Raw genomic sequence first — 15022 nt, 5'->3', positions numbered from 1 at the left:
TGGTGAAGCGGGCTGCACCCGCACCTCGGCAGCCCGCACCCCGGCGCGCAGGGAGGGTGTCACCTAGCGTCAGAGGCATGCGGGCGACACTTCGCCAGGCCTGGCGCGCGACGGTCCATCTGACGGTGGCCGCAGCGATGGCGTTCGGGATGTACCTCTTCATCACCGTGCTGCTGATCACCGCCATCGGGACGGTCGCGCTGATCGGTGTCTGGCTGCTGCCCGAGACGGTGCTGCTGGTACGGCGGATCGCCGGGGCGAAGCGGCGCCTGACGACTGCCTGGACGGGGCGGGAGATCCCCGAGGCGTACCAGGTCATCGACGGCCCGCTGACCGAACGGCTGCGGACGGCCGTACGCGATCCCGGCACGCTCACCGACCTGCGCTGGATGGCCGCCTACTACGTCTACGGCGCTCTGCTCCTCCTCGCCCTGCCGCTGTGGCCGATCGGGCTGGTCGTGGACGGCGTGGGCTGCGGACTGCTGCGCCGGCGGGCCGTCGTCCTGCCGTGGATCACGCGTCTGGCGGACCGGGAGGCCGGCTGGTCCACGTCGCTGCTCCGGCCGTCGCCCAAGGCGCTGCTGGCCGCCCGGGTCGAGCAGCTGACCGCGACCCGCGCCGACGCGATCACCGCGCACGGCGCCGAGCTGCGCCGCATCGAGCGGGACCTGCACGACGGTACGCAGGCCCGGCTGGTGGCCCTGTCCATGCGGATCGGCCTCGCCAAGCGTGCCTATGACCATGATCCGGACGCCGCGCGCAAGCTGCTGGACGACGCCCAGGAGCAGGCCGAGCAGGCGCTGACCGAGCTCCGGCACGTGGTCCGCGGCATCCATCCGCCGATCCTGACCGACCGTGGCCTCGTAGGTGCGGTGCGGGCACTGGCCGCCGGCGCCGGGCTGCGGGTGACCGTGGACGTGACGGGGCTGGAGGACGACGGCCCGAGGGCCCCGGCGGCGGTGGAGGCGGCCGCCTACTTCGTGGTGGCCGAGGCCCTCACGAACGCCGCCAAACACAGCGGCTCGCCCACGGCGTCGGTGCGGATCGCCCGCATCCGGCGAGGCCTCCGGGTGGAGGTCGCCGACCAGGGTCACGGCGGGGCCTCCGAGTCGAGCGGTTCGGGACTGCTCGGGATGCGGCGCCGGGTGGCCGCGCTCGACGGGACGGTGCGGATGTCGAGCCCCGCCGGTGGGCCGACGGTGATCGAGGTGGAGCTGCCATGCGTGTGGTGAGCCCGCGACAGGGTGAGCGCAGGGCCCGGGCCGTCCTGCTCGGGGATGACCTGACCCACGGCACGTACTGCGTTGCGAGTAGGCGCGAATGTCGGCAGCGGCACGACGACAGGGCGGGCCGATCCGGGAAGGCTGAGCCCTGTCCAACGTTCCGGAACCGGAAGACTCCCCGCCCATGACCATCCGCGTCCTGCTCGCCGACGACCAGGCCCTGCTGCGGGCCACGTTCCGGATCCTGATCGACTCCTGCGCGGACATGGAGGTGGTCGGGGAGGCCGCCGACGGCGCCGAGGCCGTCGACCTCGCCCGCACGCACCGGCCCGACCTGGTCGTGATGGACATCCGCATGCCCGGCACGGACGGCCTGGCCGCCACGTCCGCGATCTGCGCCGACCCGGACCTGACGGCGGTGCGGGTGCTGATCCTCACGACGTTCGAGATCGACGAGTACGTCGCGCAGGCGCTGCGCGCCGGGGCGAGCGGCTTCCTCGGCAAGGACGTCACCGCGGACGTGCTGCTCGACGGCATCCGGACGGTGGCTGCCGGCGAGTCCCTGCTCTCCCCCACCGCGACCCGCACGCTGATCACGCGGTTCCTGGCCTCCCCCGCCGAGAGCTCGCAGTCGGCCGCGCCCGAGCACCTCGCCGCTCTCACCGCCCGCGAGCGGGAGGTCATGGCGTGGGCGGCCGAGGGCCACTCGAACGAGGAGATCGCCGAGAAGCTCTTCGTCAGCCCCCTGACCGTGCGCACCCACGTCCACCGCGCCATGACGAAGCTGGGCGCCCGCGACCGGGCCCAACTCGTCGTGATGGCCTATCAGTCGGGCCTGGTACGGGCCGTACCGCCGGGCGGCGACCACTGAGGTCCCGGCCGCCGTTCAGGTGAAGCCGCCGTTCAGGCGAAAACGGCCGCCAGGTGCGTGGCGGCGGTCCGGGCCGTCGACAACTGACCCGTGAGCCTGCCGCTGATCCCTCCGATGCTCGCCACGCCCGGCACCCTGCCGCCCACGGCGCAGGACGCGCGCTGGGCGTACGAGACCAAGCAGGACGGCCAGCGGGCGGTGATCTATCTGGAAGGGGACGGCAGCCTGCTGCTGCGCGCCCGTTCCGGCGAGGACATCACGGCCGCCTATCCCGAACTGCGGCCGCTGGGCGACGCGCTCGGCACCACACCCGCCGTACTCGACGGAGAGATCCTGGCGCTGGACGAAGAGGGCCGCGCCGACTTCCAGTTGCTGCAGTCCCGCATGGGCCTCGCGCACGCCCCCGCGCGGGCCGCCCGCATGGCCGCGCAGACCCCGGCCCACCTGGTGCTCTTCGACGTACTGCACCTGGCGGGCAGCTCCCTGCTCAAGGTCCCCTACTCCCGGCGGCGCGGGCGGCTGGAGGGGCTCGGCCTGGGCGGGCCGTTCTGGTCGACGCCGAGCGCGCTGGTGGGACACGGCGCGGAGGCGCTGGCGGCCACCCGTGAGCACGGGCTGGAGGGGCTGGTGTGCAAGCGCCTGGACTCGGTGTACGAGCCCGGGGTGCGCTCCCGCGCCTGGATCAAGATCCGCAACATGCGCAGCGAGGACGTGATCGTCGGCGGTTGGCTGCCCGGCAAGGGACGGCTCACCGGTCTGCCGGGCGCCTTGCTGGTCGGCCAGTACGCGGCCCGGCGGCTGCGCTACGTGGGCGGGGTGGGCACCGGCTGGAGCGAGGCCGAACGGGCGCACCTGGCCGAACTGTTGCAGGCGTCCGAGACGGACACCTGCCCCTTCGACCCCGCCCCGCGCGTGCCGGGCGCGCACTGGGTGCTCCCCCGGCTGGTCGGCGAGGTCCGCTACAGCGTCCGCACCCGGTCCGGGATGTTGCGCCAGCCGTCCTGGCTGCGGCTGCGGCCGGACCTCACACCGCAGGACGCGTCGGCCGACCTCCCCGAGGACATCTGACACGCAGGCCTGACACGGACGGCCGGCACGGACGCCTGACACGGACAGCCGACACGCACATCCGGCGCACAGGACGGGCGGCAACTATTGCGCTGCCCTTCACCCGCCGGTACGCCCGTGGCTCTTGGCGCGTAAGTGAAAACCCGGGATCCTGAACTGCCTTTCCCCCCACAGCCGTTGGGCTGCGCCCGGACCCCGAGGAGACGCAGTGTCGTCACAGACGTTCCGCACGCATGGCAAGAGATGGCTCACCGGTCTGGCCGGTGCCGCCGCGCTGGTCGTCGCCTTCCCCAGCGTCGCCTTCGCCGCCCCGCCGGGGGCACTGCCCGCCAACGCCGAATCGGCCGAGAAGACGTACCAGCCGGCGTTCGACTACGACACCGACGGCTGCTACTCCACCCCGGCCATCGGCCCCGACGGAACCGTCAACGGCGGCCTCAACCCCACCGGAGCGCTCAACGGCAACTGCCGGGACGCCTCGGACCTCGACAACACCAACGGCTACTCCCGCTACAAGTGCAACAACGGCTGGTGTGCCTACATGTACGGCCTGTACTTCGAGAAGGACCAGGCGGTGGCGGGCAGCAGCATCGGCGGGCACCGGCACGACTGGGAGCACGTCGTGGTGTGGGTGCAGAACAACGCGGTGCAGTACGTCTCGACGTCCAACCACGGGTCGTTCACGATCAGCCCCGCGTCGTCGGTGCGCTTCGACGGCACGCACGCGAAGATCGTGTACCACAAGGACGGCATCAGCACGCACTGCTTCAGGCTCGCGAACTCGGGCGACGAGCCGCCGGAGAACCACAAGGGCACCTGGCAGTACCCGCCGCTGGTCGGCTGGAACGGCTACCCGGCGGGCGTGCGCGACAAGCTGGTCGCGTACAACTTCGGCAGCGCCAACTTCGGCCTGAAGGACGGCAGCTTCGCCAGTCACCTGGCCTCGGCGAAGCCGTCCGGGATCGCGTTCGACCCCAACGCCTGATCGTTGCGACCGAACACCTGAGCCCGAGTCACATCGGGCGCGGGACCTAGGCCGCCGGCCCGCCCGGCTTCCGTCCCGCGCCCGATCCCTGCGCACCCGTGTGCGCCATAGCGTCCGGTTCATGGACACGATCGCCACGAGCGGACACTTCGAAGAAGCCCTAGAACGCCTCCACGCATCCGGTCCGGAACGAGAGGGCTGGCTGTCCAACCACGCCCCCATGGTCGTCGAGGCGCTTGCCGCCCACGGACACGCGGGCGCCGTCCACCGCTGGGTGGACCTCTACCGGGAGAAGCTGGCGGACTTCCCGGACCGCGTCGCCCCCGTCACGGACGACAACTGGCGTGCGGCGCTGGGGGATCCACGGCGGATCACCGACTGGACCGACCACTACTCCCGTGTGCTCGCCGAGCGTCCCTGGCGGAGCGTCCTCGCCGAGTGGTGGCCGCGCCTGCTGCCCGGCCTGTACGGCGGCGCCACCCACACGGTCATCCGGGTCGGCCATGCCGTGCGCGCTCTCGAAGCGGACGAGAACGCACCCCGGATCACCGAACTCGCGCACGCGCTGGGCTACTGGGCGGCACGGCATGAGCCCGTGACCGGTGTCGTCCCGCTGCCCGGCGCACCGACGGCCACGGCCGCCCTGGACGCCGTACCCGCGATCGAGGCGGGGCACCTGGGATTCCGGAACCGGCTGTCCGCCGTACGCCGACTGCCCGCCTGGGCGGACGACGTGACCGACGCGGAGGCGGCCCGCGAGCGGCTCACCGAGCTCGTGCGCGCCGCGACCCACCGCTACGCCACCCACGGCCACGGCGAGCCGACCATGCTCGTGCACGCGGCCACGGCGCCCAACGCCGTGCTGCGCACCTTGGGTTCGCTGCCCCGCGACCAGTGGGTGCCGAGCCTGCGGGCGGCCTGGACGGCGTCCGCGGCGGTCACCGCGATGTACGCCCCCGTCGAGCCGGTCGCCTACGCCCCGTCTGACCGGCTGACGCGCGAGGAGGTCATGGAGCGGGCTCTCGCCCACGGCGACGAGCACGTCATCAAGCTCACCGACACCGCGCTGGACGTCGGCGACGAAGTGTCTCTCGCGGCGGCCCGGCGCGCCGTGGAGATCAGCCCGCCCCTGGTGTGAGCCGTCCGTCGGCCAGGGCGTCCCCCAAGGCCGTTCTCCCGTACAGCACGTAGTAGCCCTGCCGCCGCGACTCCAGCAGGCCCGCCTCCCGCAGGACGGACAGATGGGCCGACACGGTCGACGGCGCGAGCCCGTGGCGGCGCGCGAGGTCCGTCGTCGAGGCGGGCGCCGTGAGGCCGGTGAGGACGGTCGCGCGCTGATGGCCGAAGAGGCGGGCGAGTGCCTCCGGCGGGCGGGCTGCCGGGGTGGTGTGCAGCCGGCCCATGCCTCGGGCGGGGTAGATGACCGTCGGCTGCCAGGGCCGGGCGAAGCCGCTCACCACGTCCGGCCACACGAACACGCTCGGCATGAGCAACACGCCCCTGCCGTCGGGCCGTTGGGCGTCCGCCACGTCGGCGTACTTGCGCAGGGTGAGCGTCTGGCCGGCCCAGTCCACGGCCGGGTGCAGGCCGGTGAGCAGCGCGTCGAGACCGCCGTCCGCGGCCCGGCGCGAGCGGTGCGCGATGTCCGCCTCCAGAACGGCACGGTGGCGCGGCCAGTCCGGGGCGAGCAGGGCGTGCCAGGCCTGCTCGGTGAGGTCGGCCAGGCGCCGGACGGTGGCGGCGGGGTCGTCGAGCGCGGCGCGCCCTCTGGGTGACTCGGCTAGTCCGGGAGTGCAGGCCAGCGAGCGGGTCATCTCCGCGTGGGCCAGGACGGGCTCGGTGGCGCGCATTCTCGCCAGCTCGTCCTCGATGGTGGGGTACGGCTCCTGCGGCGGCGGGCCGAGGAAGTCCGGGGTGTAGCCGCCGACGGGCGGGATGAACAGCCACAGATCCGCCAGGTCGAGGCCGGCGACCGAACGGCTCATACGGCGCAGCCAGCCGCGGTGGTAGCCGTGCCGGGCGGGCCTGCGGAGCATGCGCAGCGCCTCGTGGGTCTGGCACAGCGGCGAGATCGCGAACCGGCAGCGGGTGAGGTCGGCGGTGCCGAGGTGCAGGGCGAGCGGCATGGCGACCCCCCGTCGTGAGCAGCGATTCGTCCTGGACCGAAAGAGTAGAGGCGCCCGCCGCGGCCCCGCACGCTTGCCCCGACTCCCCCTGTCGGAAAGGCGGATGGATGGGCAACGTACGTCCGGCACCCTGGCGGCGTGCCGCCGTCGTCGCGGCGCTGATGCTGGCGGCGTTCACCTTCAACACCACCGAGAACCTGCCGGTCGGCCTGCTCACGCTCATGGCGGACGACCTGCGGGTGTCGCTCACGGCCGTGGGCGCCCTGGTCACCGGGTACGGGCTGACCGTGGCCGTCGTGTCCCTGCCCCTCGCCCATGGCACCCGGTCGGTGCCGCGCCGGTATCTGCTCGCCGGGCTGCTCGGGCTGCTCGCCGTGGGCAGTTGGGTGTCGGCGCTGGGAGGGGTGTCGTACGGGGTGCTGCTCGCGGCGCGGGTGGCGACGGCGCTGGCGCAGGCGGTGTTCTGGTCGGTCATGGGGCCGGTCGCGATCGGTCTCTTCCCGCCCGAGCGCCGGGGGCGCATCATCGGGCTGCTGTCCGTCGGTGGTTCCCTCGCCACGGTGGCCGGGGTGCCGGCCGGAACCTGGCTCGGTGGGCACACCGGCTGGCGGACGCCCTTCGCGCTGCTCGGCGTGCTCGCGCTCGTCTCGCTCGTGGCCATCGGCGCCCTGCTGCCGTCGTCCCGACCGCAGGACGGCCACTCCGCGTACGGCGCCGCCCCCGACCGGCGCAGGTTCCTCGTGGTGCTGACCGTCACCGTCCTGTCGGTGACCGGTGCCTTCGCCGGGTTCACGTACATCGTCGCCTTCCTCGACGAGGTCAGCGGGTTCCGCGAAGACGCGGTGAGTGCCGTGCTGCTGGCGTTCGGCGGGGCGGCACTGGCCGGGGTCACGATCGCCGGACCGCTCCTCGACCGCTTTCCGCGTGCCACGCTGACCGTGCCGGTGGCGGCCCAGGCGGTGGCGCTGCTCGGCCTCCACGTGACCGGCCATGTCCGGGCGGCGGCTGTCGTACTGGTCATGCTGCTGGGTGCCTCGGTCGCGACCGCCTTCATGGCGACGCAGAGCCAGGTGCTCCAGGTGGCACCGGGCCGCACCGAAACCGCCCTCGCGGCCAACTCGGCCGCCTACAACGCGGGTATCGCAGCCGGTGCGCTGCTCGGTGGCGTGCTGCTGCCCGCGGTCGGGGTGCGCGGGACGTTCCTGGTCGGCGGGCTGCTCACGGTGGGGGCGCTGGCGGTGCTGACGTGGCCGGCGCGCGGGGACGTTCAGGACCGGGCAGACGACGCGGGCCGGGTGAGCGGCACGGACCGGGCGGGAGAGGGCAAGGGCCGGGCGGGAATGGGGCCGTACGGTGCGGACGCGGGGTCGTGACGGTCTATCGTGTCCGCATGTCCGTGCCTGAACTGATCCGTATCGTCTCCCGCGACTCGCCGATGGCCCTGGCTCAAGTGGAGCGTGTCCGCGCCGAGTTGGCGGACCTGCATCCCGGTGTGCGCACCGAGGTCGTGCCGGTGAAGACGACCGGTGACAAGTGGATGGGGGATCTGTCCCTGGTCGAGGGCAAGGGGGCGTTCACCAAGGAGGTGGACGCGGCTCTGCTGGCGGGCGAGGCCGATCTCGCCGTGCACTGCGTCAAGGACATCCCCGCCGACCGGCCGCTGCCCGCGGGGACGACCTTCGCGGCGTTCCTCAAGCGGGACGACATCCGGGACGCCCTCATCCACCCCGGCGGCCTCACCCTGGACGAGCTCCCGCCCGGAACCCGGATGGGCACCTCGTCGGTGCGCCGGGTCGCCCAGCTGGCCGCCACTCACCAGCACCTCGAGTGCGTGCCGTTCCGCGGCAACGCGAACCGGCGGCTGGAGAAGCTGGCGGCCGGCGAGGCGGACGCGCTGCTCCTCGCGGTGGCCGGCCTGGAGCGCATCGGCCGCACCGATGTGATCAGCGAGGCCCTCTCCCCCGAGGTGATGATGCCGCCGATCGGCGCGGGCATCCTCGCGCTGCAGTGCCGGGAGGGCGACAGCGAGCTCATCGACGCGGTCAGCGGCCTCGGCGACCCGGACACGTACCGGGAGGCCACCGCCGAGCGGATGTTCCTGCATGTGCTGCAGGGGCACTGCAACAGCCCGATCGCCGGGTACGCGCGTGTGGACCGGGGCGGCGAACTGTCCCTGCGGGCCTGTGTGTTCACCCCGGACGGCAAGACGCGGCTGAACGCCCACGAATGGGCCGGCCGACTGGACCCGGCCACCCTCGGCACGTCGGTCGCGGTCGCGCTGCTGCGTCAGGGTGCCCGCGAGATCATCGACGGCATCCCGCACTAGAGCCTGCCGTCAGGGCGCGAGCCCCCACCAGGCGGCGCCCCTCGCCGGGGCGCCCGGTCAGGCGGTGCCCTCTTCGGCCTGCTCCCGCAGGAAGTTGCTCACCTGGAGCGCGAGGCCGTCCCGCAACGTGGCGGCGTGGGCCCCGACGGAATCCTCCTGGAGGCCGAGGCCGCCGCTCCACAGCCGGCGGTCGGCCCACTCCTCCTCGACGCGCAACTGGATCTGGACGTCGACCTGGCTCAGGCTCGCCTCCGGGCCGGCGGCGAACAGCACGGCGGTGGCGCGGCGCAGCGGGTAGACATCGAAGCCCTCGATGAACTGCGAGTTGCGCCAGTCGATGAACGCCGCCTCACCGTCGCGGCCGATCCGCACATCGATCTGGCCGTCCTCGAGGTGGATGCCGAGGTGCCGCTCGCCGCGGTTCTCGATGGTGACGCGGACCCTGAAGTACGCCAGCCCCTCCGCGGCCTCGTCGCGTCCGCGCGGCGGCTCGGCGGCTTCCAGTTGGTGGACGCGGACACGCAGACCGGCATGCTCGTCGTACTCGTGCCAGTCCCCGACCACGTTCGGCTCGTACACAATCCACCTCTCGACCCAGAGAGCTGCTTCCTATCTTTGCGCTCAGTGCACTGTCAAATGAGCGGAATGCGCTGTGGCCAGCCCATTCGCCCCCTTGATCACCGATCAAGCCGTGGGCAGGAAGAATCCGCTTACCGGCCCAGCGGGCCTGTTCACCCACGTGCCGCACATCACGTTCCGCACCAAGATCAGCGGGCCGGGCCGACCCAGTCACAAGCACACAAGACGGCAGTCGCATTCATGAATTTTGTTTCGGATGCCCTATCATAGGGAAAAGTGACATATGTGCTTCGGACAGGAGGCACGTCCGTGGGAGCTGGTTCGCCGGGGCCCTGGGTGACCTCCTGGGGTCCGAGTGCGTGCCCTCTCCTACGGTGTCTTGTCCAGTCAGCACCGCCGAGGGAGGTGCGCACCCGATGAGTGCCACCACCAGAACGAAGCAGCACCCCCACGACGACGCCCCCGATACGGCGGCGGCCTTCGACCACCTTCTCGGACTGCCCGAAGGGCCCGAGCGCAAGGTACTCAGGGACGAACTGGTCCAGGCCTGGCTGCCCATGGCCGAGCGGATCGCCGTCCGCTTCAAGGGCCGCGGCGAGTCCCTGGAAGACCTGTACCAGGTGGCGGCCCTGGGGTTGGTGAAGGCCGTCGAGCACTACGACCCGGCACGCGGCCACGCCTTCGAGGCGTACGCCGTTCCCACCATCACCGGCGAGATCAAGCGGCACTTCCGCGACCACATGTGGACGCTGCACGTGCCGCGCCGGGTGCAGGACCTGCGCAACCGGGTGCGGACTTCGATGAAGGAGCTGTCACAGAGCACCTCGGGGCGCGCGCCCACCGTCGCCGAGGTCGCCGAGCACGCGCAGCTGAGCGAGAGCGAGGTGCGCGCCGGGATGGAAGCCCTGGAGTGCTTCTCCGCGCTGTCGCTGGAGGCGGAGATGCCCGGCACGGACGGCTACGCGCTGGGGGACGCCATCGGCGGCCCCGATCCGGCGTACGAAGTGGTCATCGACCGCGTGACCGTCACGCCGTGCCTGCAGCGGTTGCCGGAACGTGAGCGGACCATCCTCTACCTCCGCTTCTTCGGCGGGATGACCCAGAGCCGCATCGCGCAGCAACTCGGCATCTCGCAGATGCACGTCTCCCGGCTGCTGAGCGGCTGCTTCGCCCAGCTGCGCGAGGAAATCCTCGCCGAAGCCCACTGACGCCGGAAGCGTGCGTCAGTCCTGGGCCGATCCCGGAATCTGCGTCGGGCCGTAGCGCTCGAGGGCCTCTTCGAGTTCGACGCGGATCTCCGGCGGCATCTCCCCGTCCCGGCCCCAGCTGAGAATCAGCTCCGCGACATGGCGGAGCTTGATGTTCGTGTGCTGGGAGACGTCCTTCAGTACCGCCCACCCCTCGTCCGGCGCCACGCGGCCGAGGGCGACGATCATCCCGATCGCCTGGTCCACGACGGCGTGCGAGACCATCGCCTCCTTGAGCTGTTCGACTTCCTCTTCCAGCTCGATGATCCTGTCGGTCCCGTCGGCGGGCTCGTGCGGTGTCGCTGCCACGCCACTATGGTCGCCGCTTTGGCTGCCTCGTGCCAGCGAAGCGGAGGGTCGCTCTCCCGGGCTGTTTCGGCGCCACGCCGGGGGTACTCGGCAGGCCCCGGAGCGGATCCGGCTGGACACTGAGGAAAGACCGGTGGCCGCCGGTTCGGGCGAGAACCAGGACGCGACTGCCATGAACCACGATGCGACAAGCTCCAACAGCACGGCCGAGGTCGTGTCCACACACTCCGTGTTCGGCGCACCCTGCTGGGTGAGTCTGACCAGCCGTGACCTCGAAGTCACCCACGGGTTCTACAGCGCCGTGCTGGGGTGGCGCTGGCGGCCCGCCAAACTGGGCGACCGCTTCTGGGTCGCACTGGCGGACAGCGTGCCGGTGGCAGGGGTCGCCGCGGTCGCCACGATGTGGCAGATGGCCGTGGCCTGGACCCCCTACTTCGCCGTGCCCAGCGCCGACGAGGCCGTGGCGCGGGTGCAGGAGCGCGGCGGCACTTCTGCCGTCGGTCCGCTCTCCCTGCCACCGGGGCGAGCGGCGCTGCTGGCCGACCGGGACGGTGCGACCTTCGGGGTCTGGGAGGGGGAGCTGCCCTCCAACTGGGAGAACTGGCGGCGCGCGGCGCCCACCTTCATCCGGCTCCACACCCGTGACGCGTTCGACGCCGCCATGTTCTATGGCGAGGTCCTCGACTGGGCGTCGGAGCGGGCCGGCTGCTGCGAGGTCCGTTACGAGGGCGGCGAGGTCGTGCTGCGCAGCCGGGGCGACGTCGTGGCGCGGATCGAGTCGGGGGCGTTGGAGGCTGCGCCCGATCCGACGATCCGGCCGCACTGGCAGGTGCACTTCGCTGTCGCGGACGTCGGGGCGTGTGCGCGGGCTGCTGAGCAGCACGGGGGGAGTGTCCTGTCCAAGGGGGTGACGAGGCCGTGCTGCGGGATCCGGACGGGGCGCAGTTCACGGTGACGTCGCGGCGTGCGCGGTAGGTCGCACAGTTCGCAACGCCCCTCAGGGGCGTTGCCGTGATGGTGTCGACAGGAGCAGCAGGCTGCGGCGCTCCACCAGGACTGCCGTGCCGGCCTTGTACTCCGACTCGTCCGGAGGGCCCTGCGGTTCGGCGGTGTCGATCAGTGGGGTCCAGCGGTCGCCGAACGTCGTGTCCGGCAGCTGGAACTCCACCGGCTCCCAGTAGCTGTTGAGCAGGAGCAGGAAGGAGTCGTCCACCACCGGACGGCCGCACCAGTCGGGTTCGGCGATGGCGTCGCCGTTGAGGAAGACGGCGACCGAGTGGGCGTCGGGGTCCTGCCAGTCCTCGTCCGTCATCTCGCGGCCGTCCGGGAGCAGCCACACCAGGTCGGGCAGCGGCTGGTCCGGGTGGGTGGCCGTCTCACCCTTGAAGAAACGGCGGCGGCGCAGGACGGGGTGAGCAGCGCGCAACCCGATGACGTAACGGGTGAAGTCGGCGAGTGCGCGCTGCTCGTCGGTGAGTCCCCAGTCGATCCAGGAGACGTCGTTGTCCTGGCAGTAGGCGTTGTTGTTGCCGCGCTGGGTGCGGCCGAGTTCGTCGCCGTGGCCGAGCATGGGGATGCCCTGCGAGAGCATCAGCGTGGCGATGAAGTTGCGCTGCTGGCGGGCGCGCAGCCGGCGCACGGCCGGGTCGTCGGTGTCGCCTTCCGCTCCGCAGTTCCAGGACCGGTTGTGGCTCTCGCCGTCCCGGTTGCCCTCGCCGTTGGCCTCGTTGTCCTTGTCGTTGTACGAGACGAGGTCGCGCAGGGTGAACCCGTCGTGCGCGGTGACGAAGTTGACGCTGGCGCGCGGGCGGCGCCTGCTGTGTGCGTACAGGTCGGAGGAGCCGGTCAGACGGGAGGCGAACTCGCCGAGCGAGTCGGGCTCGCCGCGCCAGAAGTCCCGTACGGCGTCCCGGTACCTGCCGTTCCACTCCGACCACAGCGGCGGGAAGTTGCCCACCTGGTAGCCGCCCTCGCCGACGTCCCACGGCTCGGCGATCAGCTTGACCCTGCTGATCACCGGGTCCTGCTGGATCAGGTCGAAGAACGCCGAGAGCCGGTCCACCTCGTGGAACTGCCGGGCCAGCGTGGCCGCGAGGTCGAAGCGGAAGCCGTCGACGTGCATCTCGGTGACCCAGTAGCGCAGCGAGTCCATGATCAGCTGGAGCACGTACGGGTGGCGCATCAGCAGGCTGTTGCCGGTGCCGGTGGTGTCGTAGTAGTGCGCCCAGTCGCCGTCCACGAGGCGGTAGTAGGAGGCGTTGTCGATGCCCCGGAAGGAGAGGGTGGGGCCCCGCTCGTTGCCCTCGGCGGTGTGGTTGTAGACGACGTCGAGGATCACTTCGAGGCCGGCCTCGTGCAGGGCCTTCACCATCGACTTGAACTCGTCGACCTGCTCACCGCGGGTGCCGTGGGCGGCGTAGGCGTTGTGCGGCGCGAAGAAGCCGATCGTGTTGTAGCCCCAGTAGTTGGACAGCCCCCGGTCGAGCAGCACGCCGTCCTGGACGAACTGGTGCACCGGCATCAGCTCGACGGCGGTCACCCCGAGGGACGTCAGATGCTCGACGGCCGCGGGGTGCGCGAGCCCGGCATAGGTGCCGCGCAGTTCCGGCGGGACGTCGGGGTGGGTGGCGGTCAGGCCCCGTACGTGTGTCTCGTAGATGACGGTGTCGGCGTACGGCCGTCTGGGCGGGCGGTCGTCGCCCCAGTCGAAGTACGGCTCGGTCACCACGCCGAGCATGGTGTGCCCGGCGCTGTCGCCCGGGGACGGGGCGCCGGGGGTGCGCTCGAACAGCGAGGCGTGGTTGTCCACCTGGCCGTCGACGGCCCGGCTGTACGGGTCGAGCAGCAGCTTCGCCGGATTGCACCGGTGGCCGAGGCCCGGGTCCCAGGGGCCGTGCACCCGGTAGCCGTAGCGCTGTCCCGGGCCGACGCCGGGCAGATAGCCGTGCCAGACGAAGCCGTCGACCTCGGTGAGCGGAATCGCGGTGTGCCGGTCCTTGTCGTCGACGAGGACGAGCTCGACGCGGTCGGCGACCTCGCTGAACAGGGCGAAGTTGGTGCCCTGTCCGTCGAAGGCGGCTCCCAGCGGGTAGGGTGCCCGCTCCAGGCGGGCACCCCTTGCTGCGCTTTCGCGCGGTCACCGGGCCTCCTCCAGGATGCCGTCCCGGATGCCCGCCGCGTCGGCGATGGCCGTGACGGGCACCTCGCGGGGCACCTCAAGCGCCTCGAGCAGGTTGGGCGTCGGCGCGGCCGGCACGAGCGGGGCACGTTCGCCGGCGCGGGCGCGCTGCGAGAACCAGATGACCTTGGCTCCGGTCTCGGTGGCGCAGCACCCCCAGCCGTCGCTCATCGCGGCGAGGTGCTGCAGGCAGGCGCGCAGCTCGTGGTCCGGGCGCAGGGCACGGTTGTTGTCGCCGATGGCGGTGATGAGGTGCTGGCCGTTCCACCACATCTCGACCGAGGTGTTCTTGTCCCTCGCGTGTTCGTCGATGGCCCGCAGCAGCATCTCGGTGCTGTGGCGGACGGGCTCGACAAGCGTCTCCAGGTCCCAGTACCTGAGGTGAGCGGCCAGAATTCGGCTGACCTGACCCACCCGTTCGGGGCTGACTTCCACGTCGAGGTGGTAGTAGCAGGGCACTGCGGTCTTCACCGTCGTTACCTCCTCACCGCGAAAGCTCCCGCTCTCCTCGCCCCTGCGGGACGGGCCCCGAGTACGGAGCGTGAGCGCTGATCGCTTCTGAGTGACTCCAGGGTGGGGGCGGTAGGCCATTCGTGCAACAGGAGCAGACTCCTGAGGTAGTTGAAGATCCAACAGGACGCTGCGTCGCCGACCGTGCACCATGTGTGAAGACCTCGATACCCGTAACGGAACCCGTGCGTGCGCGCACGGGTTTCCGCCCGACGGTCGGGAAACGCGTCATCGAGTCCGGAAGGTGAACGGCGCCATGCTGCTACCGGCCAAAGCCGAAGTCGCCCGGCAACTTCGGCGATATCGGGCCTGGGAACGCGCCATGCTCGCGGCCCCGGCCGACCTCACGGTCCGTGCCACCTTCGAGGACACCGGCTACACCCTCTGCGTGCTGATGGGAAAGCGCTGCGCGCGCGAGGCCGCCGACGCGGCCGAACGCTATCTGCGCAGCACTCCGGCCGCCTATCTCAGCGAGCTGGACGAACGGCCGCGCACGGCGAGCGTCTCGGCACGGCGGGGCCCGCCGGGAAAACGGCGGCGGACTTTCCACGCGGGGAGGCAGACCCCTTCCGGCACAGCTTGAATCCCCCGGCCGGGCCT

13 protein-coding genes and 2 pseudogenes are annotated in these 15022 nt (G+C 71.6%); 10 read left to right on the top strand and 5 right to left on the bottom strand.

Annotation, left to right across the window (positions count from 1 at the left end):
• Positions 1 to 77 precede the first annotated feature (77 nt).
• The 5 genes from OHO27_RS40725 (at position 78) to OHO27_RS40705 (ending at position 5285) form a co-directional block, all read left to right on the top strand.
• A complete protein-coding gene (locus OHO27_RS40725) occupies positions 78 to 1232 on the top strand; it encodes a sensor histidine kinase (protein ID WP_328429938.1) in 1155 nt (384 codons plus the stop codon).
• A gap of 175 nt (positions 1233 to 1407) precedes the next feature.
• On the top strand, positions 1408 to 2094 hold the full coding sequence (locus OHO27_RS40720) for a response regulator transcription factor (protein ID WP_328429937.1): 687 nt from the start codon (positions 1408 to 1410) through the stop codon (positions 2092 to 2094).
• Between the two features lie 90 nt (positions 2095 to 2184).
• Entirely contained in the window at positions 2185 to 3162 is a 978-nt protein-coding gene (gene ligD, locus OHO27_RS40715) for a non-homologous end-joining DNA ligase (RefSeq protein WP_328429936.1), read from the top strand.
• A 208-nt stretch (positions 3163 to 3370) separates the two neighbouring features.
• Positions 3371 to 4147 (top strand): NPP1 family protein, encoded by a 777-nt coding sequence (locus OHO27_RS40710; protein ID WP_328429935.1) that lies wholly within the window; start codon positions 3371 to 3373, stop codon positions 4145 to 4147.
• 121 nt (positions 4148 to 4268) lie between these two features.
• Positions 4269 to 5285 carry a questin oxidase family protein gene (locus OHO27_RS40705; protein WP_328429934.1) on the top strand — a complete coding sequence of 339 codons (1017 nt, stop codon included), beginning with the start codon at positions 4269 to 4271 and terminating at the stop codon, positions 5283 to 5285.
• Here OHO27_RS40705 and OHO27_RS40700 read toward each other — a convergent pair.
• Complete coding sequence (locus OHO27_RS40700) at positions 5266 to 6273, bottom strand: DUF5937 family protein (protein ID WP_328429933.1); 1008 nt, start codon at positions 6271 to 6273, stop codon at positions 5266 to 5268. The two genes, OHO27_RS40705 and OHO27_RS40700, sit on opposite strands and share 20 nt — an antisense overlap.
• Positions 6274 to 6380: 107 nt before the next feature.
• Here OHO27_RS40700 and OHO27_RS40695 point away from each other — a divergent pair, with 107 nt between their 5' ends.
• Both OHO27_RS40695 and hemC read left to right on the top strand, forming a co-directional pair.
• Positions 6381 to 7646 (top strand): MFS transporter, encoded by a 1266-nt coding sequence (locus OHO27_RS40695; protein ID WP_328429932.1) that lies wholly within the window; start codon positions 6381 to 6383, stop codon positions 7644 to 7646.
• Positions 7647 to 7663: 17 nt separating this feature from the next.
• A complete protein-coding gene (gene hemC, locus OHO27_RS40690) occupies positions 7664 to 8599 on the top strand; it encodes a hydroxymethylbilane synthase (RefSeq protein ID WP_328429931.1) in 936 nt (311 codons plus the stop codon).
• A 57-nt stretch (positions 8600 to 8656) separates the two neighbouring features.
• Here the strand turns inward: hemC and OHO27_RS40685 are convergent, their stop codons facing one another.
• A complete protein-coding gene (locus OHO27_RS40685; RefSeq protein ID WP_328429930.1) occupies positions 8657 to 9178 on the bottom strand; it encodes a hypothetical protein in 522 nt (173 codons plus the stop codon).
• A gap of 416 nt (positions 9179 to 9594) precedes the next feature.
• Here OHO27_RS40685 and OHO27_RS40680 point away from each other — a divergent pair, with 416 nt between their 5' ends.
• The gene (locus tag OHO27_RS40680; RefSeq protein ID WP_328429929.1) at positions 9595 to 10386 is read left to right on the top strand and encodes a SigB/SigF/SigG family RNA polymerase sigma factor; all 792 of its coding nucleotides are present in this window, start codon (positions 9595 to 9597) and stop codon (positions 10384 to 10386) included.
• A gap of 15 nt (positions 10387 to 10401) precedes the next feature.
• Here the strand turns inward: OHO27_RS40680 and OHO27_RS40675 are convergent, their stop codons facing one another.
• Positions 10402 to 10734 (bottom strand): ANTAR domain-containing protein, encoded by a 333-nt coding sequence (locus OHO27_RS40675; protein WP_328429928.1) that lies wholly within the window; start codon positions 10732 to 10734, stop codon positions 10402 to 10404.
• Positions 10735 to 10906: 172 nt separating this feature from the next.
• Between OHO27_RS40675 and OHO27_RS40670 the strand changes: the two are divergent.
• A pseudogene (locus OHO27_RS40670) lies at positions 10907 to 11709 on the top strand (VOC family protein).
• Between the two features lie 22 nt (positions 11710 to 11731).
• On the opposite strand, the pseudogene glgX reads toward OHO27_RS40670, so the two are convergent.
• A pseudogene (gene glgX, locus OHO27_RS40665) lies at positions 11732 to 13848 on the bottom strand (glycogen debranching protein GlgX).
• 22 nt (positions 13849 to 13870) lie between these two features.
• Positions 13871 to 14383 (bottom strand): pep a2, encoded by a 513-nt coding sequence (locus OHO27_RS40660; RefSeq protein ID WP_328429927.1) that lies wholly within the window; start codon positions 14381 to 14383, stop codon positions 13871 to 13873.
• 295 nt (positions 14384 to 14678) lie between these two features.
• Here OHO27_RS40660 and OHO27_RS40655 point away from each other — a divergent pair, with 295 nt between their 5' ends.
• Positions 14679 to 15005 (top strand): DUF5133 domain-containing protein, encoded by a 327-nt coding sequence (locus OHO27_RS40655; protein WP_328429926.1) that lies wholly within the window; start codon positions 14679 to 14681, stop codon positions 15003 to 15005.
• Positions 15006 to 15022: the final 17 nt, after the last annotated feature.

Source organism: Streptomyces sp. NBC_00443 (assembly GCF_036014175.1).
Classification (GTDB): Bacteria; Actinomycetota; Actinomycetes; order Streptomycetales; family Streptomycetaceae; genus Streptomyces.
Note: the sequence above shows the minus strand (reverse complement) of the source record. Positions and strands in the feature narration are given on the sequence as shown.